The sequence below is a fragment of the Chryseobacterium formosum genome, from assembly GCF_026460885.1.
GTDB lineage: Bacteria > Bacteroidota > Bacteroidia > Flavobacteriales > Weeksellaceae > Chryseobacterium > Chryseobacterium formosus.
The window spans coordinates 228,190-253,580 of the sequence record NZ_JAOVZW010000008.1; the positions used below are offsets into that span (position 1 = coordinate 228,190).

Consider the following 25,391-nt stretch of genomic DNA (forward strand, 5'->3'; position numbering starts at 1 on the left):
TTTGTACAAAATTAGATGATTATTGACTTAATAAGTTAAATCGCAGAAATATTTTTCAGAAAAGAATTATATTCGCTAAAATCTAATTCCACTAAAAATGAAGCGTTTTCTCTTGGCTTTTTCTTTATTAATTTCAAGTCTGTTTTTTACTCAAACAAGATTAAATTTAATTCCTTATCCGCAGAAAGTTGAATTTCTGAGTGGTGAATTTATTATCCCGAAAAACTTTAAATTGGATACTGTTTTGCCTAAAGAAGAAACAGAGTATTTAAAAAAAAATGTCAATTACTTAGAGTTTAGTACACGAACGAAAAAAGAACGTCCGAATCTAATATTTTGGCAACTTGTAGGGCATCGTGAGAAATACATTTTAATAGTATCTTCAGAAAACATTACGATTACTTCAGGTTCAGAGCAGGGCTATTTTTTAGCTCTTCAAACATTAATTCAGTTATTTGAGCAATACAAAGATTCAGGGAAAATTCCAGCGATGAAAATTGAGGATGAACCCAAATTCGCTTGGCGAGGAATGCATCTGGATGTTTGCCGTCATTTTTTCACGGTTGAAGAAGTAAAACAATACATCGATTATCTGGCGATGTACAAATTGAATACTTTTCATTGGCATTTAACAGACGATCAGGGTTGGAGAATTGAAATTAAAAAATATCCGAAACTGACGGAAGTTGGTGCAAAACGTAAAGAATCCATGATAGGAGCTTACGTTGATAATACTTTCGACGGAAAACCTTACGGACCTTATTTTTATACACAAGAACAGATAAAAGAAGTTGTAAAATACGCTCAAGACCGCCATATAACGGTAGTTCCGGAAATTGAAATGCCCGGTCACGCTTTGGCGGCTTTATCGGCTTATCCTGAATTGGCTTGCACAAAAGGACCTTTTGAAGCAGCTACAAAATGGGGTGTTTTTGATGATGTATTTTGTCCAAAGGATGAAACTTTCAACTTTTTAGAAAATGTTTTAGACGAAGTAATGACACTTTTCCCATCACAATATATTCACATTGGAGGCGATGAATGTCCCAAGACAAGATGGAAAGAATGTGCTCATTGTCAGGAATTAATCAAGAAAAATAAATTAAAGGATGAACATGGCTTGCAAAGTTATTTCATCCACCGAATTGAAAAATATGTAAATTCTAAAGGTCGAAAAATCATCGGTTGGGACGAGATTTTAGAAGGCGGATTGGCTCCAAACGCCGCCGTAATGAGCTGGACTGGTGTGAATGGAGGAATTGAAGCCGCAAAATCAAATCATTTTGCTGTGATGACTCCCGGTTCTTATTGCTATTTCGATCATTATCAAGGAGATCCGGCAACAGAACCCAATGCTTTTGGCGGTTTTACTCCTTTAGAGAAAGTGTATTCTTACAATCCGATTCCTTCCGAACTGAATGCTGAACAGGCAAAATATATTTTGGGAGTTCAAGCGAATTTATGGACGGAATATATTCTTGATTTTAAACAGGTTCAATACATGATTTTTCCAAGATTATTTGCTCTTTCCGAAGTCGGATGGGGAACTTCTGATCCTAAAAATTATAAAGAATTTGAAGGAAGAGTAATCAATCAATTCAAAATTTTGGATAAAATGAATGTGAATTCTGCGAAAAGCATTTACAACGTTTTAGGTAAAGTAATTCCCAACAACAATGGAGTTTCTTACGAACTTTCAACTTCACAAAATCCAAATGGAATAAGATATACTTTAGATGAAACAGAGCCAAATGCCAATTCTCAAACCTATCAAAATCCGATTCCGGTTTCAAAATCAATGACGATAAAATCTGCTTATTTTGAAAACGGACAATTGAAAAGTGCGATTTCTTCTCAACAATTTACAACATCTAAGACTACAGGAAAAACTATTACATTAGAACAGCAGCCGAGCGAAAATTATTCTTTTGGCGGAGCTTTCACATTAGCTGACGGAATTGTTGGGAATGTAAAACAATTAGGCAAAACGTGGCTTGGCTTCCAGGGAAAAGATGTTGTCGCAACGATTGATTTTGGAAATAAAACTCAATTCTCAGAAGTGTATTTTAACACCTTAGAAAATAAAGGAAGCTGGATTCATAGGGCAAAATCGGCTCAAATTTTTGTTTCTGATGATGGAACAAACTTTAAGATGATCAAAGAAATCGGGAAAGATGAGATTGTAAATGCAAAAGGAAAAATTAAATTAAATGTTGGAAACCAAAATTCAAAATATATTAAAATAAAAATAGAAAACGCAGGAATTATTCCGGCCGGAAATCCGGGAGCAGATTCAAAAGCATGGCTTTTTGTTGATGAAATCGGAGCAAATTAAAATTGTACGTTTTATTAAAATTAAAAATTGTGACCTGCAACTTAAATACTTATTAAAACTATGAACTCAAGAAGAAAATTTCTTAAAAATACAGTATTGGCTTCTTCCGCATTATTGTTGAATCCATTGGATTTGATTGCAAAAGATTTACCTGAAAATAATATAAAAACAGTCAATAAACCAATTGTTCTTTCCACTTGGAATTTTGGTTTAAAAGCCAATGAAGAAGCATGGACGATTCTTGGAAAAGGAGGTCGAGCTTTAGATGCTGTTGAAAAAGGAGTTCGTTTAGTTGAAAATGATCCGACTGAAAGAAGCGTTGGTTACGGCGGTCGTCCCGACAGAGACGGAAGAGTGACTTTGGATGCCTGTATTATGGATGAAAATTACAATATCGGTTCGGTTGCGGCTTTAGAAAATATCAAAAATCCGATTTCGGTTGCGAGAGCGGTAATGGAAAAAACGCCGCACGTCATGTTGGTGGGTGACGGAGCTTTGCAATTTGCCATTTCTCAAGGTTTTAAAAAAGAAAATATCTTAACTGCCGAATCTGAGAAAGAATGGAAAGAATGGTTGAAAGACAGTAAATATCAACCTATTGTAAACATTGAAAACCACGATACAATCGGGATGATTGCTTTGGATGCACAAGGAAATCTTTCCGGAGCTTGTACAACGAGCGGGATGGCTTTCAAAATGCACGGAAGAGTTGGAGATTCACCAATTATCGGAGCAGGTTTATTTGTTGATAATGAGGTAGGTGCAGCAACGGCGACGGGTCATGGCGAAGAAGTGATCAGAATGGTGGGAACTCATTTGGTTGTTGAATTGATGCGACAAGGGAAAAAACCTCAACAGGCTTGTAAAGAAGCGGTTGAAAGAATTGTACAGATTACCAAGAGAAGAAATAAGAATTTAAAAGATATTCAGGTGGGGTTTATTGCGATCAATAAAAAAGGGGAATATGGTTCGTATTGTATTCAGGACGGATTTAATTTTGCGGTATATGATCAAAAAGGAAACCGTCTGGAAAAACCGGAATTTGCTTTGAAATAAAGTAAGAAATTAGAAATTAATTTTGCTAAACCTAAACCTAAACCTAAACCTAAACCTAAATCTAAATCTAAATGTCAACAATAGAAATCGCCTGCTTCAACCCCGAATCAGCAATAATCGCCTTTGAAAACGGAGCCGACAGAATAGAATTGTGCGACGGATTGAGCGAAGGAGGAACAACGCCAAATTTTGAAACTACAAAACAGCTTCGTGAAAAAATAAACACCCCGATTTTTGTAATGATTCGTCCTCGCGGAGGAGATTTTACTTATTCTAATGAAGAATTTGAACAAATGAAATCTGAATTAATTAAATTAAAATCATTAAATATTGATGGTTTCGTTTTCGGAATTTTAGATGAAAATGATGAGGTAAATATCGAACAAAATAAAGAATTGGTTAAATTAGCAAAACCTTATCCGTGTACATTTCATCGAGCTTTCGACCGCGCAAAAGATTTGGAAAACTCTTTGAAAAAAATTATTGAATGTGGTTTTAAAACAATTCTTACTTCCGGTCAAAAACCAAATGTTTCAGAAGGCAAGGAAAACCTTAAAAAACTGATAGAATTATCTAACGGAAGAATCGAAATTCTTGTAGGGGGCGGACTTCGTTCAACAAATATTAAAGAACTTCGAGAGTTTACAAAAGCGGAATATTTCCACTCTTCTGCGATTACTGATGGTGGAGCTTTTGCAAATGCGGATGAGGTTGTTGCTTTGAAGAATAAATAAATATCTCTGTAATTCAACGGTGTGTTTGTCATTCAGAACGGAACAAAGTGGAGTGAAGAATCTCCATTTAATATTCTTAAAAACTTAACTTTAATTTTAATGGTTTAAACTGTAATTGTTTAGATTCTTCCTTCGTCAGAATGACAAATTGAACGTTTAATTTGCCAAAATTTAATCCATTTATTAATGAACAAAATTATCCTTTTTGCTTTCCTTCTCATTCAAAATCTGATTTTTGCACAATTTTCGGAACGAAACTTATCATCAGAAAATTGGAAATTTAAAAATTCAAAAGATAAAAATTGGCTTTCTGCAACGGTTCCTGGAACGGTTCATTTAGATTTAATGAATAATAAAATGATTCCCGATCCTTACAAAGATGAGAATGAGAAAAAAGTTCAGTGGGTAGAAAATGAAGATTGGGATTATCAAACTTCATTTAAAATTTCATCAAAAGAATTGCAGAATCAAAATATTGAATTGGTTTTTAATGGATTGGATACATATTCTGAAATTTACCTGAATGGAAAACTGTTGAAAAAAACAGATAATATGTTTAGAAAATGGGAAATTCCTGTTAAGAACAATTTAAAAATTGGTGAAAATATTTTACAAGTTAAATTCAAATCTTCGGTAAATGTTGGAAAAGAATTAGCAAAAAAAGTTCCTTTCACAGTGCCGGAATCACCAAGAAGTTTTGTCAGAAAAGCACAATATCAATTCGGTTGGGATTGGGGACCGAGATTGGTAACTGCAGGAATCTGGAAAGATATAAAGCTTGAATTTTGGAATAATGCAAAGATTGAAAATGTTAAAATTGAACAGAAAGTTTTAGCAAAGCAAAAAGCAGAATTGAATGTTTATACAGAAATTTTTGCTGATAAAGAAGGGAAATATTTCGTTTCAATTAATAACCAAGTCAACAATATTCAATTAAAAAAAGGAAAAAATACAATTCAAATTTCTTTTACCATTAACAATCCAAAACTTTGGCAACCCAATGGTTGGGGTGATCCAATCTTATATGATTTGAAAATTTCATTACAGAAAGATTCAAAAATTTTAGCAGAAAAAGCAGAAAGAATTGGTTTAAGAACAGTTGAATTAATTCAAGAAAAAGACGAAAAAGGAAAATCTTTTTATTTTAAAGTCAATGGAAATCCGATGTATGCAAAAGGAACCAATTGGATTCCTTCTGACAGTTTTACCCCTAGAATCACCAAAGAGAACTATCAAAAACTTATACAAGATTCCAAAGAAGCAAATATGAATATGATTCGTATTTGGGGTGGCGGAATTTACGAAGACGACGAATTTTACAAAGCTTGTGACGAAAACGGGATTTTAGTTTGGCAGGATTTCATGTTTGCTGGGAGTTTTTATCCTGCTGATGAAAATTTTCAGAAAAATGTAGAATTTGAAGTGAAAGATCAGATTGAAAGGCTACAAAATCATCCGTCATTGGCTTTATGGTGCGGAAATAATGAAATTGATGAAGCGATTGTCAACTGGGGATATCAAAAACAATTCAAATATTCAAAAGAAGATTCTCTGCAGGTTTGGAAAGATTATAAGAAAATTTTCCATGAAGTGATTCCGAATGCCATCAAAAAATATGCTTCAAATGACAAGCAGATTTATTGGGAAAGTTCACCATCAATCGGATGGGGACACAAAGAAAGTTTAACCGAAGGTGATTCTCATTATTGGGGAGTTTGGTGGGGAGAACAGCCGTTTGAAATTTATAATGAAAAAGTTCCGAGATTCGCTTCCGAATATGGTTTTCAGGGAATGCCGACTTTGGAAACTACAAAATCGATGTTCTCAGAAAAACCTGATTTAAACTTCCAAAACGGAACGATAAAAGCTCATGAAAAGCATTCCAGAGGTTGGGAAATTATCGATTTATACATGAAACGGGATTATAAAATTCCTACGGATTTTGTGAAATACAATTACGTTTCTCAATTACTTCAAGCTCGCGGAATGCAGATCGCCATTGAAGCGCATCGTCGTGCAAAATCTTACAATATGGGAACTTTGTACTGGCAGTTGAATGATTGTTGGCCTGTAGTTTCATGGTCTTCGATTGATTATTTGGGAAACTGGAAAGCATTACATTATCAGGTGAAAAGAAGTTTTGAAAATCAGGTGATTTTAACTGAGGAAAAAGATGGAGTCTTGAGTTTTTATGGAATTAATGATGGTTTGAAAAATTTTGAAGATGTTTTTGTTGAGATTGAAGTCATTGATTTTAATGGAAAAGTTTTAAACGAAATTGCAACCGTTCCGGATGGAAAAACTTTAAAGGAAATTGTTAAATTTGATCCGATTGAAATTGAAAATTTAATTTCAGACTCCAGTAAAAATGAAGTCTTTTTAAAGTTAACTTTAAAAGATAAAAACGAAAAAATCATTGCTCAGAATAATCATTTCTTTGTAAAACCAAAAGATTTAAAATTAACAAAGCCCACCATTAAAATCAAGAATATTTCAACAACTGAAATCGAAATCTCTACAGACGTTTTGGCGAAAAATGTATATTTAGTGGGGGATACACATTTTAGTGACAATTATTTTGATTTACTTCCAAATACATCAAGAAAAATTACCCTTTCAAAACCTTTGGGAAAAGTTGATGTGATGAGTCTTTGGGATGCAATGAACGAATAAAAAGACCGATTTTAAAAACCGGCCTAATTCAAAATTTATCTACCTCTACATATTTACAATTGAAACATTTGTGTATCGGATATCCATCTAACGTGAGAAATATTTAATTATTTGAAAAAAAAAATAATTTTTAAACATCAAAAATCCTACTGACAAACTGTTGTCATTAACCCGAATTATCTTTGTCATAAGATTAACAACTTAAAACAAAAATTATGACAACTACAGCAACAGCAACGACACAGTTTATCTCTTCAGCACAACTATTAGAGCATTGGCAAGGACACAGAAACCTGACAAGAAGAGTGATTGAAATGTTCCCTGAAAAAGAATTATTTGAGTTTTCGATTGGTGGAATGAGACCGTTTGCAAAATTAGCAGTTGAACTAATCAGCATTGCAGGTCCAGCTTTGAAAGGAATCGTAGATCAACAAATTGAGAAGTTTTCGGAAGAAGCTTTTAAGCCTAAAACTAAAGAAGAGCTTTTGGCAAAATGGGATTCTGAAACAGTGGTAATCAATCATTATTTTAATCAGATTTCTGAAGAAAGATTTCAAGAAATGTTCAATTTATTCGGTCAGTACGAATTTCCGGTATATCAGAATATTCTTTATTTTGTGGATAATGAAGTGCATCACCGTGGACAGGGATTTGTCTATTTAAGAGCTCTAGGAATTGAGCCGCCTTTCTTCTGGGAAAGATTTAGCCTTTAATGAATTTTTTAAAGTTTTCAGAAATTCTCTGAAAGCTTTTTTTTTAAAGTTTACGCTACCGTCATTTTGCTTAAATTTTGCAAAAAATCGTATCGAGAAGTTTTTGCTGATACTTTTCAGTTTTATATATTTTGTCGGGAGCTCACTGGTTCTCGATACATTTTTCTCCATTTCATTTCGAAAAAATACTCGAACTAGCGAACTGAAAATAATTAGTCAGGTAATACAGATTGAAAGAATTTTCTGATATTTTCTTTAAGTTTCACAAAAATTTCAGAAGTTCCAAATTCTTTGTTGTCGTAGCCAATCGGAAATCCTTTTTCAACGTATTCGTTATTCTTGTCTAAAGTCAAAGTCTGAAAATCTTTGTTGACTTCACCTAACTGACTAGTGTGAATATCTAAAAATTTCACTTTTGAATTTTTAGAAAAATCTAGCTTTCTAAGATCGATTGTCTTCACTTCTTTTTTAAGGTCAGAACGAAAAGTAAGATTCATATTTTTCACATCAATCACGGTTTGCCATTCTCCCGCATGAATTGAATTTAAAATATTCCAGGCATACGCTATCGGTTTTTGGTCGTATTGATAATTTTGTAGCATATAATAAGCACGATTGTAACGGTCTTCCCATTTTCCCTGTTGCGCAAAATCAAATTTTTCATTTCCACCCAAAAAATCAAGTTTTTGAGCACTTTGAAAATCTTTTCTGTACTGATTGTTGCATAAAAGTGGCATCGGCATTTCTTTATCGGTGAGCACTTTATATTTGCCGTCAAGTAAAGCGATAGTTGCCGTATTTCCTTTGGCATCTGTCACAAAAAAATGGCTTCCTGCTGCATTGGGCCACCAGTCGATATTCGGACCGTCGTTCAAATGATCGACAACTTCTTTTACAGTTTTATAATTATCCAGTTGATATTGAATCCACTGTGCCCAAAACATATTCGACTGTTTAGGATTAAAAACTTTTGTGGTTTCTTCAAGATATAATTCAACTAGAAAAAGTCCTTTTTCATTGACTCCATAACAAGGAAAATCATACCCTAAAAGGTTAAAAGTAACTGAACCATACTTTGAATTCCATTCTTTTTTTGAATTTAAATTGTCGGTCGTTAGATTTTCCCAGCTGATATTTCTTTTCTGAACATTTCGTTTATTAACGACAATCATTCCGGGCATCGTTTTCCAGTTTTCATTAAAACCAATCACGCAGTAATCTTTTCCTTTCAGTAAAAATGCTGAACACGCAGAAGTGGAAATAGAAGTAGTAAGTGAAATTAAAAGTAAGCTTCGTAAAAATAGGGTCTTCATTTATTTAAAATCTTTTGCAATTTTAGTAATTAAATTTTTCATTTTGGTTTTTAATAATTCAGGTTCCAATATTGTTGCATAATCTGCGAAAGTAATCAGCCAGCGTGGAAATCCTTCATCAATCCACTCAGTTTCGAAGGTCATTTCGATGCCTTGATCAGTTTCTTTTTCTTCAATCAATCCGTAATAGCTTTTAGAATTGATTAAATATCCCATGATTTTTTTATCGACCAGTAATTTTACTTTTGTGGTTGTTTTTGAGGCAATTCTCCGATGATCATTTATTTTACCGTATTCCTGCGAAAAAGAAATTTCTGTTTTGGAAATTTTCAAAATCCGGTCGACTCTGAATTGTCTGAAATCTTTTCTTAACGTACAAAAAGCCATGATGTACCAATAGGTAAATTCGTAAAAAATTCCAATGGCTTCAATGGTACGATTTGAAACCTGTGCACCAACACTTTGATATTCAATAGAAAGCTGTTTTTTTTCGGCAATACTTTCAAGAATAATCGGAATTACATTTTTGATAGAATCATCCGATTTCGGACTGTAATCAAAAATATCAATCTGATTTTCAATATTCTGAATTAAATTTTTATCTGAATTTCTTAATACCGACCGCAGTTTTTCCATTGCCGTTTTATAATGATTTCCCAAACTTTCATGTGAAAATTTCTGCATCAGTTTTTCAGCAGTAATAAAACTTAAAACCTCTTCTTTGGTAAACATTACAGGCGGAAGTTTGTAGCCATCCATCAAAGAATAACCGCTTCCCGCTTCACCAACAATCGGAATTCCTGCGTTTTCCAACGTTTTCACATCACGGTAAATCGTTCTTACGCTCACTTCAAATTTTTCAGCCAAATCCTGTGCTCTTACAATCGGTTTTGATTGTAACTGAGTGAGAATGGCGGTGACGCGGTCGAGCTTTTTTAGGTAATGATCATTCATCTAATCGGGCTTTTTACAATTTAATTCAACTTTAAGACGTTCTGTTTTTTTCCAATATTGAAATTCTACTAAATATTTTTTTTCATCTTCATCAAAAAGAGCGAAACCTAACAACGCATCTTTTTCAATTTTGTCTTGGGGTTTAAAAAAAACTTTATCCAAATTTGAATAAGTATAAAAATAATCATCAACAGTTCTAACCAACAATGTTTTAGAATTATCACTGTGTAAAAGAATATTAACAACTTTTCCTTCTGAAAGGCTAAAAACCTGATTATTATCCGATTTGATTCTATTTAAAGATTTATCATCTCCACTGCCCAAACATCTAAGAATAGATGGTATAATTTCTCCTGTTTTTAGCGGACATGGCAATTGAGAAAACAAGAAATTAGTAAATAAAACCATTAAAAATAAAAACCTAATTTTCATCTTTATAACTTTTCACCAATCTATCCAAATTCAAACTCCTCGCCGAAGCATCAAAAATTTCTCGGTAAGTTCCATTCATCTGCACCAGTTCATCGTGAGTTCCGCTTTCTACGACGTGTCCTTTTTTCATCACATAAATTTTATCTGAATCTAAAATTTGTGAAAGAGAATGTGAAATAATTACAACTGTTCGTCCAGCTTTTATGGCATCCAAAGAATTTTTAATCTGTTCCGTAGCAATTGCATCGAGACTTGCAGTCGGTTCGTCCAGAAAAATAATCGGTGGATTTTTCAAAAATAATCTTGCAATCGCAATCCTCTGTTGTTGTCCACCTGAAAGTTGAGTTGCGTCATGTTGATATTTTTCAGGAAGATCTAAAATCTGCTCGTGGAGATAAGCTTTTTTAGCAGCTTCTTCAATTTCCTCGAAGCTCGCATTCATATTTCCGTAGCGAATGTTGTCTTCAATACTTCCCTGAAAAATGTGATTTTTCTGCAATACCAAGCCTAAATCGTCTCTCAAGAAAGTATTGTTGTAATTTTTCAAATCAACTTTATCTAAAATAATTTCGCCTGAATCGGGAAGATAGAATTTACACAAGAGATTGATAATTGTTGACTTACCGGCTCCGCTTAATCCTACTAAAGCGGTAGTTTTACCATTTTCAAAAGTCATCGAAACATTGTTGAGTGCTTTTGTTCCGTTTGGATAGGTGAAATTAACGTTTTTTAATTCAAAATTTCCCTTAATTTTATTTTCTACAAAAGTTCCGTTGGGTTCAGTTTCGTTTTCGGCATTTAAAATATCAAAATAACCTTCCGCATAAATCATCGCATCATTCATATCATCATAAATTCTGTGAAGCTGTCTGATTGGTGAAGAGACATTATTGAAAAGCATGATGTGAAGCATAATCGCACCAATGGTCATCTTTTGATCCAAAACCAAGTAAACCGTCAGAAGAATAATTAAAACAACCCCAAACTGCTCGATAAAAGTTTTTAAACCGTCGTAGATAAAACTCGTTTTTCGGGTAAACATTTGGCTGTCCATCAACTGCATTTGCAAATCGTACTGTTTTTTACCTTCAAATTTTTCACGGACAAAACTTTTAATCACCATAATGGAATTGATTAAATTTAAAAGTCCGGAAGTTTTTTGTTCACGTTGATTTCTCAACGTTCGCCTCACTCCTCCCAATTTTTTTGCCTGTAATGAACTGATATAAAAATAAATAGGAACAATAATCGTAGAAACTATTCCTACATAAACGTTTTGCAAATACATAATAATTAGAGCGATAAATGCATTTGAAAATAGCGGAAGCATATCGATGAAGAAGTTTTGAACGAGTCTTGTCAAACTTTCAATTCCACGGTCGATTCTTGTTTGTAATTTTCCTGAAGCGTGGTTTTCATCATTAAAATATGCAACTCTATACGTCAAAATCTTGTCAATCGCCGACTGTGCCAAAACCGAACTTACATTAATTCTTATTTTTTCACCATAAAATTTTTGCCCGAAATTGATGAAAATATTTAAGAGTTCTTTTCCCAATAAAATAACCGAGATGAGAATTAAAATATGAACTCCTTCATTCATCGGATTTGGTAAATGAGTCAGTTTTGTGACTTCATCCACCGTATATTTTAAAACTAAAGGATTGACTTGAGCTGCTAAAGCACCGAGGAAAGTTAGAAACAAAGTCCCATAAATCATCGGTCGATACGGTTTTATAAAAGGAATAAGCTGTTTGTAAATTCCAAATAAAGTAACTGTTCTGTTGAAAGGTTTTGCCATGAATTGGTTTTAAAAGAAAAACGTACCGTTTTTGAGAGAAAAGGTACGTTTTATTATTTTTTAGCGCAAATATTTAATTCAGTTTTAAGCTTTAGAAAACTCTTTCACAAATAATTTTATGTTCTTATTATTTGGAAACTCTTTTTCAACTATATTTAAATAGTCAACTATTTCCTGTTCATTTTTATTTTTAACTTGTTTAAGAAATATTTTATAATAATCATCAAATTTTATCTCAGATGAATCTTTTTCTAAAATATCTCTAAAATAGGTAAAATGATTTTCAAAATCAGCTCTTTGATCCAAAGCAAAAACACCAATGATGTTTTTTAGATATTGAGTATGATACATTTCAGAATCCTTACCATACACATACTTCTTGTTGGTTATCAGCGCATCTAAATAAGTCATTTTAGGACCTTTTGCACCGGGGAATTCAGTAATTACTTGATTTATGTTTTTAAGAAATGCTTCAAACTGTTCTTTATCTTTTACTTTTTTTGGACTTGTATTCCAGTCGACAGTGTCCAAATTAAGTCCACCTTCTTTTTCTCCGTAATAAAATGGATTGATTTTTATGTAATCTATATACTTTTTATTGTCACTTCCTGCTAAATCCTGTATTGGCTCTCCGTAGACAAAAGTTATATATTCATCAAAAATATGATCATCTGGTGGATTTTCATTCGTCAGATGAAAATATTGTTTCGAAGTTTTAGATTTAAGTTTAAAATTTATCTTAGAGTATTGATCTGAAAAAAAAAGTTTATTTTCATTCCATAATGAAGAATATTCGCCTAAAATTTTCTCTCTTTCAATTTCTGTTTTATTTTTATCTCTGTAAAAATATTCATTACAATCTAATTGTAAAAGTTTAAAATACAATCTATCCTCCTTAGAAATATGATTTTTTGTAATTATATTTTCAATATTATCAGAAAGAGATTTAAAATCTACGTCGGTGAAAATTAACTCGTATCGATCTTGTAATGCTTTTCGTATTTCTAATTTTTTCAAATCGATATCAGCAGAATATTTATTCTGAATATCTTTCAGAGCTACGAAGTAGTCATCGTCATTTTTAGTAACCGCAAATAACCATAATTTCAGAAGAGCTTTTTCTTTTTCATTTAATTTTGAAAAATCTATGATTTCATGAGTTTTACTTTTACCTTTTGTTTGGTAATCAATTAAACAGCGTAAGTAATATTGATTTTTAGGATTTTTCCTTAAACTTTCATGTTTAAGAAATTGCAAGGCCTTTTCATAGTTTCCGTTTTCTGAATTACATAAACTTATTCCATAATTTAAGTAATAAGAACTTTCAAATGAATCAGAAAAAAACGGGAATTTTACATTCAATTGTGCTTTAGCAAAAAATGCAAAGCAGAAAAATGTAATTGTTAAAAAAAAATTACCCCTCAAAAACATAAGTCGTCAGATAATGCAGTTCAGTTTTGCTTGCTGCTTTAGAATCTGCTTCAGCTTGTTCCAAAGAATAATTTGAATTGATTTCTTTCTTCTGGAAAACAAAAGAATTATTCGCATTTTTGTCAACAACATCATTGAAAATATGCTGAATTTCTGAATTTCCCAATGATGAAAAACTAATGTCTTCAAAACCATACATCAATCTCAAATCATCAAACTGGGCAAAATTCTCATCTACAAAACCCTGAAATTTAGACTTAGATTCAAAATTTCCTGCCCAAATATTATAAGCATAGCTTTTCTTACTAGGCTTATCGAAAATACTCTGGTAAACGAAATTTTCTCCTAAATACGCTTCTCTTACTTGCGGATCGTTTGCCAATTCTTCGGGAAGACCTTCTTTCAGAATCTTTCCTTCAAACATAATGTACGTTTTGTTGGTAATCGCCAAAGTCTGCTGTACGTTGTGATCGGTAATGAGAATTCCAATGTTTTTATCGGTCAAACTTCTTACAATTTTCTGAATATCTTCTACTGCAATCGGGTCAACTCCCGCAAAAGGTTCATCCAAAAGAATAAAACTTGGGTCTGTTGCCAAACATCTTGCAATCTCGGTTCTACGTCTTTCTCCTCCGGAAAGCAAATCACCTCGGTTTTTACGAACGTGTTGTAAAGAAAATTCCTCAATAAGTTCGTCACATTTTATTTGTTGCTCTCTTTTTGAAAGTTTAGTGAGCTGTAAAACGCCCATGATGTTCTCTTCTACAGAAAGTTTTCTGAAAATAGAAGCTTCCTGAGCAAGATAACCTATACCTTTTTGAGCACGACGATACATCGCATCGGAAGTGATTTCCTGTTTATCAAGGAAAATCTTTCCTGAAGTAGGCTTCACCAAACCTACGATCATGTAGAACGAAGTGGTTTTTCCGGCTCCGTTCGGACCAAGCAAACCTACAATTTCTCCCTGCTGAACCTGTACAGAAACGCCTTTTACAACTTTTTTGGGACCGTATTCTTTGATTAAGTTTTCTCCTCGTAAAATCATAAAGGCAAAGATAAAGTTTTTTTGAATTAGAAATTTATTACGAATGACTGACTTATTTAATTTATGAATATTTAATACAAATTTTAATTATTAAAAAACCAAGACAACTTTTTTGTGTTTAAATAAAGAAAAATCTAATTTTACACTTTAATTATTCCCTTGCAATACGCTCAAATTATTTTACCGCTCAATCTGAAAGGAACTTTTACTTATAAAGTTTCTGAAGAATTATTTTCAACAATCCAGCCCGGAATGCGAGTTTTGGTTCAATTTGGCGGAAAAAAAATCTATACGGGAATTGTTTTTGAGTTGCATGATGAAGAACCTACGCAGTTTGTTCCGAAGGAAGTCATCAGTATTTTAGATGAACAGCCGATTTTGCCATCGCAACAAATTAAGTTCTGGAAATGGCTTTCAGATTATTATCTCTGCAATTTGGGTGAAATTTATCGCTTTGCTTTTCCATCTTCTTTAAAACTGGAGAGTGAAACTTATCTTAAATTAAAACCAAACGTTACTGTAGAATTTGAGAATCTTGATGTCAACGAAATGTATCTGATTCAGGCATTGGAAGTGCGACAATTGATAAATTTAACGGATATTGAAGCATTTATCCCGAAAAAAGATATTATTAAGACGATCAATTCACTGATTGATTTGCAATATATTGAAATCGACGAGAAAATCGCTGAAAAATACAAAGCGAAAGAAGTTGCTTATGTAAAAATCAACGATGAGGTTTTAAAAAACAACAATCTTACTGAGATTCTTTTAAGCTTGAAAAGAGCTCAGAAACAGAAAGATCTTTTTCTTCATATTTTAGAAAAACAGACTGAGAACCCTGATTTACACATTAAAAAATCAGAATTATTTGACGACGGATATTTTGGGAGTTCGCATTTTAAATCTTTGGCAGATAAAAATCTTGTTGAAGAATATTACATGCAAAAAGACAGAATTGAAAGCTATGAAGGCGAAATTGAAGAGGTTGAAAAGCTTACAGAAGTTCAGAAAGCTGCAAAAGTTGAAGTGGATGAAGCTTTCGAAGAAGGCAGAAATGTGTTGCTTCATGGTGTAACTTCATCCGGGAAAACACATATTTATTTAGAGAAAATCGAAGAATGTATTTCTGAAGGTAAAAATGTGTTGTTTTTACTTCCTGAAATTTCTTTAACGAAACAAATTACCCAAAGATTAGAAAAAAAATACGGAAGACAGCTCGGTTTTTATCATCAGAAACTGACCGATTTTGAAAAGGTTGAAATCTGGAGGAGAATTAAAAATAATGATATTAAAATCCTTATTGCTACACGAAATTCTTTGTTTTTACCGTATCAGAATTTAGGCTTAATTGTGGTCGACGAAGAGCATGATTCGGGGTATAAACCGAGAGAAGTTTCTCCTTTTTTCAATGCAAAAGATTCGGCTTTGGTTTTGGCGAATTTTTATGGAGCCAATGTGATTTTAGGCTCGGCAACGCCTTCTGTTGAAAGCTATTATTTAGCCAGAAAAGAGAAGATGAAATATATTTTTCTGAATGAAAGATTCGGAAATGTAAAGCTTCCGGAATTTGAATTGATTAATTTTAAAGAAGCTCAGGATTCTAAAAAAGTTTCCGGAAATTTTTCTTTGAAATTAATTGATGAGATTAAAAAAACTTTAGAAGAAAAAAATCAGACGATGATTCTTCATAACCGTCGTGGTTACGCCAGTGTTTTGGAATGTGAGTCTTGTGGTTATGTAAATTACTGCTCAAATTGTGATGTTGTGATGACCTATCACAAAGCCGCAAACGAAATGAAATGCCATTATTGCGGACAAAGAGCTTCAAAACCAAGAGCCTGTCCAAAATGTTTTTCAGAAAATCTGAACGAAAGAGGAGTAGGAGTTGAGCAAATTCACGAAGAAATTTCTAAAATTTTCCCAGATAATGAAGTCGACAGAATGGATGTTGATTCGATGCGCAAGAAATTTGCCTACGAAAAATTATACGAAAAAATTGAAGACAGAGAAACCGATATTGTGGTTGGAACTCAGATGATTTCCAAAGGTTTGGATTTTGATCATATTGAATTGGTTGCGATTCCTAAAGCAGATTCGATGTTGTATGTGCAGGATTTCAGAGCCGAAGAAAGAGCGTATCAACTGATTACTCAAGTTTCCGGAAGAGCGGGAAGAGTTTCTGGAAATGGTAGAGTTTTAATTCAGACTTTTAATCCTGATCATTCTGTTTTTCAGTTGATTAAAATGAATAATATTTCTAAAATTTATAAATATTTCCTCACCGAAAGGCAAAAATTCAATTATCCACCTTTCACAAAATTAATTATGATTGAGTTGAAACACCGAAGAGACGAAAAAGTAGATCGCGCTTCGCAGTTTTTAGGTTCAATTTTAAGAAAATACCTTCCCGAAGATTGTATCTTAGGTCCTGAAAGAGCGCAAATTGCGAGATTGAATAACTTATATCAGTTTCAGGTTTTACTTAAACTTCCACGAGGTAAAAACTATGAGAAATTTAAAAGTCTGGTTTTATTAAGTTTAAACGAATTTGACGAAATCACTGCTTATCAAAGCATTAAAAAAGACATATTTGTAGATTTTTAACAAACTTTAACAAACTTTATGCTGTTTTATAACAGTCTACTGAACTACCATACAACAATAATTTCTACATTTGACCGTTGATTATATGTTTGGGATTTAATTAATGATTTAACTAATCGTTTTTTATACTATCCAAAATATAACGAAAAGAAAAATTAGATGGTAAATTTCAGAAAATATATTTCAGGTATTACGGTCTTGACTGCTGGTTTTCTCCTTGCTCAATCGACCGTTTCTACAGTTCTTTACTCTCAGAATTACGACAATCAAAAAAGTAGCTTAAACCTTCCTTCGCCGGCTGCGTACGTGGAGAAAGCTATTTTGTCGCCCAAAGAACTTGTAGATATCAGTGTAAACACGATGATGGCAGATCCTGTGCTGAAAAACGCAACTTGGGGATTTGTAGTTTACGACCCGAAAACGAAGAAGGTGATTTCTTCGTATAACGAAAATACTCCGCTTGTTCCTGCTTCTACAACAAAATTGTTAACCACCGAAACTGCAATGAGTATGTTGGGTGAAAACTACCGTTGGATGACGCAATTAGAATATTCTGGAGAAATCGACGAAAATGGAGTTCTTAACGGTAATCTTTATATTGTAGGAAGTGGTGATCCGAGTTTGGGAACCAACAAAGCAGGAGCTTGGTCTTACAAAGATATTGTTTCGGATTTTGCAGGCGGAATTTCACGTGAAGGCATCAAAAAGGTAAATGGTGATATTATTATTCAGACAGCGCTTTTCAAAGGTAACATTTCGAGACTTCCGGAAAATGTTGTGTGGCTAGAAAACAATAATTACTATCTTCCTGTTGGTACAACCCGTGAAATCAATCCGGCAAATGAAAAACTGATCGTTAAAAAATCAATGAATTCTGCTGCAGATAAAAAATATTTCTATGTTTCACCTTATGCCAATCAAATGGTGTATGCTGAGAAATACGACGGGAACGGAACTTTAACTACAAAATTACCGGATGCACCTGCTTTTTTAGCAAATTCATTTAAAGCAACTTTGGCGAAAAGTGGAGTAGCGGTTACAGGAAAAGTAACTCCTAGAATTACAGAATCTTCTCCGGAAGCTAGAAAAATGATTTCATCTTACAAATCTCCGACTTTGGGTGATATTATTTATTACACAAACCAAAGAAGCGATAATTCTTTAGCGGAAGCTTTATTAAAAACTGTTGGTTACTTCAAAATGGGGGATCAAACTTCAGAATCGGGTAGATTGGTTGTAAACAATCACCTGAAAGATATTGCTTTTGATTTGGAAGGTTTAAATTATATGGATGGAAGCGGTTTGTCGAGAAGTAATCATGTAACACCAATTTCTCAGGTAAAGTTTTTGACTTCTTTGATGGATGAAAAACATTACAAAACTTATTTTAATTCTTTACCAATCGGCGGACAATCCGGAACATTGAAAAGTATGTTTGTAACAGAAGGAAACGGACAGGTTTTTGCTAAAACAGGAACTTTAAATAAAGTAAAAACATTGGCAGGGTATTTAAAAACCAACTCGGGAAGAACGCTTTGTTTTTCATTGATGGTTAATAATTATTCAGGTTCTGTTGGTCAGGTAAAAAGCAAAATGGAAGCGATTCTGAAACCGGCTTTAGATTTATAAAAAATTTTAATTTCATATAGAAACCTTTTAATCTCCGATTGAAAGGTTTTTTTTATCTTTATTCCCTAATTATCTGACTATGAGAAATGTTTACCTTTTGTGTTTAAGCATCTTTGCTTTTCATACTTTTTCGGCTCAATATAAAAATGAGAATGTAGAAAAAAAAGGATTAATCAAAAAAGAAATGAAGTCTTATGCAGCAAAAATGGCTGCAGGAAATATAAATACCAATACTCTAAACTACGATTTACAGTATCAAAGAATGGATATTTCGATTGATCCGGCGGTTTATAATATTTCGGGTTCTGTGACTTCACATTTCAAACCGAACCAGGCAATGAGCAGTATTTATTTTGATTTAAATAATAACATGAATGTTTCTCAGGTTAATTATCATGGTCAGAATCTTACTTTTCAGCAACTTTCAACCAAAGAAATAAAAATTAATTTTACAGCAGCTTTGGCCGCGAACGTTTTAGATTCGCTTACAATTCAATATAACGGAGCGCCTTCTACTGCAAATAATTCTTTTTTTACAAATACTCAAAGCGGAACGGCAGTTCTTGCTACTTTAAATGAACCTTATGGTGCACAAGATTGGTTTCCAACGAAGCAAAGTTTAAACGATAAGATTGAACGATTTGATATAAAAGTGACAACTCCGGCTCAGTACAGCGTTGCTTCAAACGGAAGATTAATGTCTGAAACGATTTTAGGAAACGGGCAAAAACGTACTTTCTGGAGAACGCAATATCCTGTTACCGCATATTTAGTCGCGCTTTCAATTACTAATTTTGTTAAATTGAATGATACCATGGGAACTCCTCCATTTCCGTTTGTCAATTATTTATATCCTTCAACTTATGCTCATGCACCAAGTATGGATAATATTGAGTGGACGAAAACCGTGATGAATACTTTTGAAACCTATTTCGGAGCTTATCCTTTCCGAAATGAAAAGTATGGTCACATGGAATTTACAGCAGGTGGTGGAATGGAGCATCAAACGATGACTTCAATGGGAGCTTGGAGTAAACAATTAATTGCCCATGAATTGGCGCATCAATGGTTTGGTGATAAAGTTACTTGCGGTGCGTGGAATGACATTTGGCTAAATGAAGGTTTTGCCACTTTTGGAGAGCACGTTGCTTATGAAAAATTGACCATGACCAATGCTGAATTTCTAAATTATCTTCTCAATGAAAAAAATTATATCACAAGTGATACAGAAGGAAGTGTGTATGTTGCAGACAGTAATTTAGGAAGTGTAGGTGCTATTTTTAATGGTAGATTAACGTATTCAAAAGGTGGTTATGTGGTAAGAATGATGAAATGGATTTTAGGTGATACAGTGTTTTATCAGGCTTTAAAAGATTACCATGCGAGACCGAATTTAGCCTATAATTATGTAAGAACTTCAGATTTAAATGCTTCTTTTTTAACTTCTACGGGAACAAATTTCACGGAGTTTTTCAACGATTGGATTTACGGTCAAGGTTATCCAACTTATGATATCCGATGGAAACAAACAGGAAATCAGGTTACTTTTAAAGCATCCCAAACGCAAAGTCATTCTTCGGTAAGTTTTTTCGAGATGCCATTACCAATTAAAGTAACCGGAACCGGCGGACAAACTGCTTTTTTTGCTCTAAATAACACTTCAAATAACCAATTTTTCAACGAAACTGTGAGTTTTCCCATTGCAAGTGTTCAGTTTAATTATGAATATCAGATTTTGGAGAAAAATTCTACGGTTACACAAGATAATAATTTAAGTACAACAGATTTTAAAACTCAGGAATTTAGTATTTATCCGAATCCTGCAAAAAATGAATTGTTTATTTCAGGATTAAAAAAAGAAGCCAATTATCAAATACTCACAGCAGACGGAAGATTGGTGAAAAAAGGAAAAGCCGATCAAAAGATTGATATAACTATTTTGGAAAAAGGAGTTTATTTTATTATGATAAATAACTCAAACTTAAAATTTGTAAAAGAATAAAAAAATAATTATTGTATTGATTTTCAGTGTATATTTGTTTATAAACAAAAAAATGACAAATATGAAATGTAAATCTTTATTCTTTTTTCAAGTTGTTTTAATCACTGTATTGATGTTCGGTTTAACATCATGTGAATCTAAAAAATCAGACAATCCTTTATTGGATACACAGTGGAGTGGCCTTGCAAAAATCCCTCAGGAAACAGAAGTTGTTCTGAAGTTTTCTAAAGATAAGTTAGATGTTTTGCTCGGAGATAAAGTTATTGAGAACATGAATTATAGTCTCAATAACGGAGAAATTACTATCGTGAAAAATTCTGGAGGCACACCTTGCAATGCAGGAACTACTGGGAAATATAAGTATGAAATTATAGGAGAAAATCTTGTGATGACATTCATTTCCGATGAATGTACTGCGCGAATAAAATCTTTACAAGGAGTAATATATAAAAAACATGAAGTGAAAAAATAAAATAAATTTTACTTCTTAATGCTAAAGCTTTCATTTTTTTTGAAGGCTTTTTTTGTTTTTAAACATTTATAAAGACAATTTTAAATTTTTGTTTCTCTGATTTGTGAAATTAATTTCTTTAAAATACTTGTCACACGTTGATGATATGAATGTTATATCTGGTAAAACTTGAATATTAACTAAATATAAAAAGAAATATTTAAATTATTGAAAATAAGGTATTAATTTTGCAGCTTCGTAAAATTATAACTTGTTGATTCATTAATTGTTAAATATTTTCTATGAGAAAAAATCTATTTACTTTAATGGCATTTATGTCGTTTGGAGCGTTTTTTATTAAAGCGCAGATGCAAAAAATATCCTTTGAAAGTACAGAAGGATACACTGTTGGAAATCTTGGAGGTCAACAAGGTTGGACAGTTTGGGGAGGGCTTCCCGCAGCGAACGCGCAGGTTGTTAATTCAAATCCAACAGATGGAACCCGATCTTTTAACATGATTAGTAATGAGACTGTTCAGGATTTTTGTGGAATTGAAAAAAATATTACAAGTTTAGTGACGAGTGGAGATGTTGAGATTTCTTTTGATTATAGTTTTTCAGATCTTGAATTCTCAGATTATGAAATTGCAATTTATAACAATGCATTAATTTCTGATTATACTGCTGCTTTTAGAATCGATTATCTTACAGGTGTTTTGAGTTACAGAAATGCGACAGGATTCGTTGACGGACCCGTTCTAACAGAAAATCAATGGTATAACTTAAAAATTGTTATTAAACAGTCTACGAATACTTTACAGTATTTTCTGAATGGGACGCAAATTTTTTCAGGAACTTTGGGAACTAATAAAAATGTACAGGTTATTGATTTTGTTTATGATGATTTCGGATCTGGATTTAGAGCTGATAATATTCAGATTAATAATTTAGCAGTCCTTTTAACTGCAGAAGTTGGAAAAAAAGAATCGATAGAAATTTATCCTAATCCTACAGCTGAAAAATTAAATATTGAAACAGACGGAAATATAAATTCGATTGCAATTTTTGATGCTAAAGGAGGCTTAATTAAAAATTTTCAGGAAGGTGGAATTTCCAATGGAAAAATTTTGAATGTTTCAGACTTAGTGACTGGTGTTTATATGATTAAAGTGAAAACTTCTACATCGGAATTTAACAAGAAATTTATCAAAAAGTAGATTGTTTAAAATCAAACATAGACCTTTCAGAATTCTGGAAGGTTTTTTATTGATATATTTTCTTGATTGCTCTTTCAGCTCTTTTATTGGCAATTTTAACCTTATAATTAAACCATTTTTCTTTAAAAATTTTTCTCATCGCATTATCAAAATGTCTGATGATCACTAAGTTTTTAAATCCTCTCCATTTCTCGAGCAAACTTGAAGGTAAAGCACGAACCGAAACAGAATAACCTTCCGTTTCATATTGTATATAATGCCACCAACCTGAAGGGATATAAAGTGTTTCTCCAGGCTTAATTACTGCTTCGTAACCATTTAAAAATTTCAAAGCCGGATATTTTTCGTAATCAGCTTCCTGAAGATTAACCAGACTGTGAAAATTGTAAGGAAGTTTATACATCAAATCCGATTGCTCCCAAGGAAAAAGCCAGATTCTTTTAATTCCCTGAAATTGCGTTATGAAAACATGAGACATATCAATGTCAATATGATTTCTTGTAATAGAACCTTTTCCACCAAAAAACATAAAAGGAAGCCATTTTAAAACCTTTCCTTTCGTTACATCTTTATAATGAAGGTCATTTTTTAGTTCAGGTTTTATGCTTAAAAGATTGAATAAAAACAAACGATATTCTGTAGTTTTTGTACTGATTAAGTCTAAATATTCTGAAAAAGTAGTTTCTGCAACGGGTTTACTTGCCACTCGATCAATTGATTCCAGCTCACTGCCGTAAACATTTACTTTGGTTTCGCCTGCGATTTCTTTAAAATATTCATAATTCCATTTTTGAAAAGCCGGACTGTCTTGTTCAACGAAATCCTTTAGAATAATGGGTTTACAGGCTTTCATGTGGTTTGAAATAAATTCTTCTGAACTGATATTCTGAGTGCTTTTTACCTGTGTTAATTTCATTACAATTAATTTAGAATCGTCAAATATAATAATATCCTACAAAATTAGTAGACTAATTGGTTTTAAATTTTAATTTTTCAACGATTAAAAAAATCAATAAAAAATGTCGAAACTTATTTTGTTTAATGCCTTTTTATTAAATTAGCGCAACTAAATTTAATTATAATGATCTCTGGAAAATATCTTGAAAATCTACAGAACGAACTAAAAAACATAGAAAACGACGGACTTTTTAAAAAAGAAAGAATCATCACATCTCAGCAAAGTGCAGAAATTGAAGCTAATGGGAAGAAGCTTTTGAACTTTTGCGCCAATAATTATTTGGGATTGTCAAATCACCCTGAAGTAATGAAAGCTTCGCAGGAAATGATTGGTTCTCACGGTTACGGAATGTCATCTGTACGTTTTATCTGCGGAACTCAGGATATTCACAAACAACTGGAAGAAAAAATTGCTGAATTTTTAGGTCTTGAAGATACTATTCTTTATGCAGCTTGTTTTGATGCAAATGGAGGTGTTTTCGAACCATTGTTTACAGAAGAAGATGCGATTATTTCTGATGAATTGAATCACGCTTCGATTATTGATGGAGTTCGTCTTTGTAAAGCGGCAAGATACCGTTATAAAAATAATAATATGGCTGATTTGGAAGCTCAGTTAATTGCTGCTTCCGAAAAAAATCACCGTTTCAAAATCATCGTTACAGACGGAGTTTTCTCAATGGATGGAATTGTTGCAGACCTAAAAGGAGTTTGCGATTTAGCCGATAAATATGATGCTTTGGTGATGGTTGACGATTCTCACGCTACAGGTTTCATCGGAAAAACAGGACGTGGAACTCACGAAGCAAACGAAGTGATGGGTAGAGTAGATATTATAACTTCTACTTTAGGAAAAGCTTTAGGTGGTGCTTTAGGCGGATTTACTTCTGGTAAAAAGGAAATCATCGATATGTTGAGACAGCGTTCTAGACCATATTTATTTTCAAATTCACTGGCTCCGGGAATTGTTGGGGCAGCGTTGAAAGTTTTAGAAATGATTTCAGACGACACTTCACTTCGTGATACGGTAATGGAAAATGCAGAATATTTCAGAACAGAAATGAAAGCTAAAGGTTTTGATATTCCGGATGGAGACGCTGCAATTGTTCCTGTCATGTTATACGACGCAAAATTGGCTCAGAAAATGGCAGAAAAACTAATGGATGAAGGAATTTACGTCATTGGTTTCTTCTATCCTGTGGTTCCTAAAGAGAAAGCGAGAATCAGGGTACAACTTTCTGCGGCTCATACACGAGAGCATTTAGATAAAGCAATTACAGCTTTTGAGAAAGTAGGAAAAGAATTAGAAGTAATTTCTTAAAATAATTTGCCAAAACCATTACAAAATTGTAGTGGTTTTTTTATGAAATTTAATATGTTAATAATGAAAAAAAGTTTGATTTTAGGATTGTGTGTTTTTGCACAACTTTTATTTTCTCAAGAAGAAAAAAAGTCTTTTGTAACTTTTAGTGTTGTAAAACCGGTTGTAAGTTTTGCACCAAGAATTGTAGCAGGATATGTACATCAATTAAATGACAGAGCTTGGCTCGGTATTGAAGCAGGTTATGGTTCAGACGGAACAAGATTAGATGATAGAACAGAAAATAATTACAGAGGTTTTGAAATTCGTCCGGAATTTTATTATGATACAAAAGCAAGCGAAAGAATTAAGCATTTTGTTTCATTCTCTCTTTTTTATATTGAGAAAACGCAAGTGAAAACTTTAGACGAATATACAACGGATGACGGAGATTTTCGTTTTGACCGAGCTGATTATATGAGAAATAAAAAAGGATTTACGGTAAGTTATGCCCCGATGATTCCTTTTGGAAGGTCTAAATCTTTTTATTTCATGCCAAAAATTGGTATTGGATTGGCAAATTCTACTATTAAGTATGATAATGTAATCAACAGACAGGAAATTGAGGATTTAAGAATTAATTGGTTGTCAATTAGTCATTTCGGTTCAACCGAAAAAAATGGGATTGTCGGAGATTTTAAAATTGTTTATAGATTTTAAAAGTAATAATAACATCAAAAT

General features: G+C 32.8%; 18 protein-coding genes and 1 pseudogene. 12 read left to right on the forward strand and 7 right to left on the reverse strand.

Translation table 11 applies throughout. The annotated features are described in order from the left end of the window. Positions 1 to 97: 97 nt before the first annotated feature. The 5 genes from OF897_RS07340 to OF897_RS07360 all read left to right on the forward strand — a co-directional run bounded on the left by OF897_RS07340 (position 98) and on the right by OF897_RS07360 (position 7,511). On the forward strand, positions 98 to 2,335 hold the full coding sequence (locus tag OF897_RS07340; protein WP_267265044.1) for a glycoside hydrolase family 20 protein: 2,238 nt from the start codon (positions 98 to 100) through the stop codon (positions 2,333 to 2,335). Between the two features lie 60 nt (positions 2,336 to 2,395). After that, positions 2,396 to 3,391, forward strand: a complete 996-nt coding sequence (locus OF897_RS07345) for an isoaspartyl peptidase/L-asparaginase family protein (RefSeq protein ID WP_267265045.1) — start codon at positions 2,396 to 2,398, stop codon at positions 3,389 to 3,391. Between the two features lie 71 nt (positions 3,392 to 3,462). Further along, positions 3,463 to 4,125, forward strand: coding sequence for a copper homeostasis protein CutC (locus tag OF897_RS07350; RefSeq protein WP_267265046.1), 663 nt, complete (start codon positions 3,463 to 3,465; stop codon positions 4,123 to 4,125). Between the two features lie 186 nt (positions 4,126 to 4,311). Beyond that, positions 4,312 to 6,798: a beta-mannosidase gene (locus OF897_RS07355; RefSeq protein WP_267265047.1), complete on the forward strand. Its 2,487-nt coding sequence runs from the start codon at positions 4,312 to 4,314 to the stop codon at positions 6,796 to 6,798. Between the two features lie 215 nt (positions 6,799 to 7,013). Then, positions 7,014 to 7,511: a DinB family protein gene (locus OF897_RS07360; protein ID WP_267265048.1), complete on the forward strand. Its 498-nt coding sequence runs from the start codon at positions 7,014 to 7,016 to the stop codon at positions 7,509 to 7,511. Between the two features lie 212 nt (positions 7,512 to 7,723). On the opposite strand, the gene OF897_RS07365 is transcribed toward OF897_RS07360, so the two are convergent. From OF897_RS07365 to lptB, 6 genes and pseudogenes are all read right to left on the reverse strand, one after another. Next, positions 7,724 to 8,824: a linear amide C-N hydrolase gene (locus OF897_RS07365; RefSeq protein WP_267265049.1), complete on the reverse strand. Its 1,101-nt coding sequence runs from the start codon at positions 8,822 to 8,824 to the stop codon at positions 7,724 to 7,726. Continuing rightward, entirely contained in the window at positions 8,825 to 9,778 is a 954-nt protein-coding gene (locus tag OF897_RS07370; RefSeq protein WP_267265050.1) for a helix-turn-helix transcriptional regulator, read from the reverse strand. Beyond that, positions 9,779 to 10,210 (reverse strand): hypothetical protein, encoded by a 432-nt coding sequence (locus OF897_RS07375; protein ID WP_267265051.1) that lies wholly within the window; start codon positions 10,208 to 10,210, stop codon positions 9,779 to 9,781. Then, complete coding sequence (locus OF897_RS07380) at positions 10,200 to 11,930, reverse strand: ABC transporter ATP-binding protein (RefSeq protein WP_267265252.1); 1,731 nt, start codon at positions 11,928 to 11,930, stop codon at positions 10,200 to 10,202. Before OF897_RS07380 ends, OF897_RS07375 begins: the two co-directional genes overlap by 11 nt. Positions 11,931 to 12,095: 165 nt before the next feature. Next, positions 12,096 to 13,373 carry a hypothetical protein gene (locus OF897_RS07385; protein WP_267265052.1) on the reverse strand — a complete coding sequence of 426 codons (1,278 nt, stop codon included), beginning with the start codon at positions 13,371 to 13,373 and terminating at the stop codon, positions 12,096 to 12,098. A gap of 388 nt (positions 13,374 to 13,761) precedes the next feature. Continuing rightward, positions 13,762 to 14,487, reverse strand: a pseudogene (gene lptB, locus OF897_RS07390) (LPS export ABC transporter ATP-binding protein); the annotation flags it as partial. A gap of 159 nt (positions 14,488 to 14,646) precedes the next feature. Here lptB and priA point away from each other — a divergent pair. The 5 genes from priA (at position 14,647) to OF897_RS07415 (ending at position 22,393) form a co-directional block, all read left to right on the forward strand. After that, positions 14,647 to 17,094: a replication restart helicase PriA gene (gene priA, locus OF897_RS07395; RefSeq protein WP_267265054.1), complete on the forward strand. Its 2,448-nt coding sequence runs from the start codon at positions 14,647 to 14,649 to the stop codon at positions 17,092 to 17,094. Positions 17,095 to 17,253: 159 nt separating this feature from the next. Next, entirely contained in the window at positions 17,254 to 18,723 is a 1,470-nt protein-coding gene (dacB, locus tag OF897_RS07400) for a D-alanyl-D-alanine carboxypeptidase/D-alanyl-D-alanine endopeptidase (protein WP_267265055.1), read from the forward strand. A 79-nt stretch (positions 18,724 to 18,802) separates the two neighbouring features. Next, a complete protein-coding gene (locus OF897_RS07405) occupies positions 18,803 to 20,725 on the forward strand; it encodes a M1 family aminopeptidase (protein ID WP_267265056.1) in 1,923 nt (640 codons plus the stop codon). 61 nt (positions 20,726 to 20,786) lie between these two features. Next, complete coding sequence (locus tag OF897_RS07410) at positions 20,787 to 21,197, forward strand: hypothetical protein (protein ID WP_267265057.1); 411 nt, start codon at positions 20,787 to 20,789, stop codon at positions 21,195 to 21,197. 281 nt (positions 21,198 to 21,478) lie between these two features. Continuing rightward, on the forward strand, positions 21,479 to 22,393 hold the full coding sequence (locus OF897_RS07415) for a T9SS type A sorting domain-containing protein (protein WP_267265058.1): 915 nt from the start codon (positions 21,479 to 21,481) through the stop codon (positions 22,391 to 22,393). Between the two features lie 46 nt (positions 22,394 to 22,439). On the opposite strand, the gene OF897_RS07420 is transcribed toward OF897_RS07415, so the two are convergent. After that, positions 22,440 to 23,309 carry a cupin-like domain-containing protein gene (locus OF897_RS07420; RefSeq protein ID WP_267265059.1) on the reverse strand — a complete coding sequence of 290 codons (870 nt, stop codon included), beginning with the start codon at positions 23,307 to 23,309 and terminating at the stop codon, positions 22,440 to 22,442. Between the two features lie 165 nt (positions 23,310 to 23,474). Between OF897_RS07420 and kbl the strand changes: the two genes are divergently transcribed. Both kbl and OF897_RS07430 read left to right on the forward strand, forming a co-directional pair. Continuing rightward, positions 23,475 to 24,671 (forward strand): glycine C-acetyltransferase, encoded by a 1,197-nt coding sequence (gene kbl / locus OF897_RS07425; RefSeq protein WP_267265060.1) that lies wholly within the window; start codon positions 23,475 to 23,477, stop codon positions 24,669 to 24,671. Between the two features lie 63 nt (positions 24,672 to 24,734). Further along, a complete protein-coding gene (locus OF897_RS07430; protein WP_267265061.1) occupies positions 24,735 to 25,370 on the forward strand; it encodes a hypothetical protein in 636 nt (211 codons plus the stop codon). Positions 25,371 to 25,391 lie beyond the last annotated feature (21 nt).

Coding starts and splice junctions, on each gene's coding strand:
- OF897_RS07340 (WP_267265044.1), top strand. CDS start 98: ATGAAGCGTTTTCTCTTGGCTTTTTCTTTATTAATTTCAAGTCTGTTT.
- OF897_RS07345 (WP_267265045.1), top strand. CDS start 2,396: ATGAACTCAAGAAGAAAATTTCTTAAAAATACAGTATTGGCTTCTTCC.
- OF897_RS07350 (WP_267265046.1), top strand. CDS start 3,463: ATGTCAACAATAGAAATCGCCTGCTTCAACCCCGAATCAGCAATAATC.
- OF897_RS07355 (WP_267265047.1), top strand. CDS start 4,312: ATGAACAAAATTATCCTTTTTGCTTTCCTTCTCATTCAAAATCTGATT.
- OF897_RS07360 (WP_267265048.1), top strand. CDS start 7,014: ATGACAACTACAGCAACAGCAACGACACAGTTTATCTCTTCAGCACAA.
- OF897_RS07365 (WP_267265049.1), bottom strand. CDS start 8,824: ATGAAGACCCTATTTTTACGAAGCTTACTTTTAATTTCACTTACTACT.
- OF897_RS07370 (WP_267265050.1), bottom strand. CDS start 9,778: ATGAATGATCATTACCTAAAAAAGCTCGACCGCGTCACCGCCATTCTC.
- OF897_RS07375 (WP_267265051.1), bottom strand. CDS start 10,210: ATGAAAATTAGGTTTTTATTTTTAATGGTTTTATTTACTAATTTCTTG.
- OF897_RS07380 (WP_267265252.1), bottom strand. CDS start 11,930: ATGATTTATGGGACTTTGTTTCTAACTTTCCTCGGTGCTTTAGCAGCT.
- dacB (WP_267265055.1), top strand. CDS start 17,254: ATGGTAAATTTCAGAAAATATATTTCAGGTATTACGGTCTTGACTGCT.
- OF897_RS07405 (WP_267265056.1), top strand. CDS start 18,803: ATGAGAAATGTTTACCTTTTGTGTTTAAGCATCTTTGCTTTTCATACT.
- OF897_RS07410 (WP_267265057.1), top strand. CDS start 20,787: ATGAAATGTAAATCTTTATTCTTTTTTCAAGTTGTTTTAATCACTGTA.
- OF897_RS07415 (WP_267265058.1), top strand. CDS start 21,479: ATGAGAAAAAATCTATTTACTTTAATGGCATTTATGTCGTTTGGAGCG.
- OF897_RS07420 (WP_267265059.1), bottom strand. CDS start 23,309: ATGAAATTAACACAGGTAAAAAGCACTCAGAATATCAGTTCAGAAGAA.
- kbl (WP_267265060.1), top strand. CDS start 23,475: ATGATCTCTGGAAAATATCTTGAAAATCTACAGAACGAACTAAAAAAC.
- OF897_RS07430 (WP_267265061.1), top strand. CDS start 24,735: ATGAAAAAAAGTTTGATTTTAGGATTGTGTGTTTTTGCACAACTTTTA.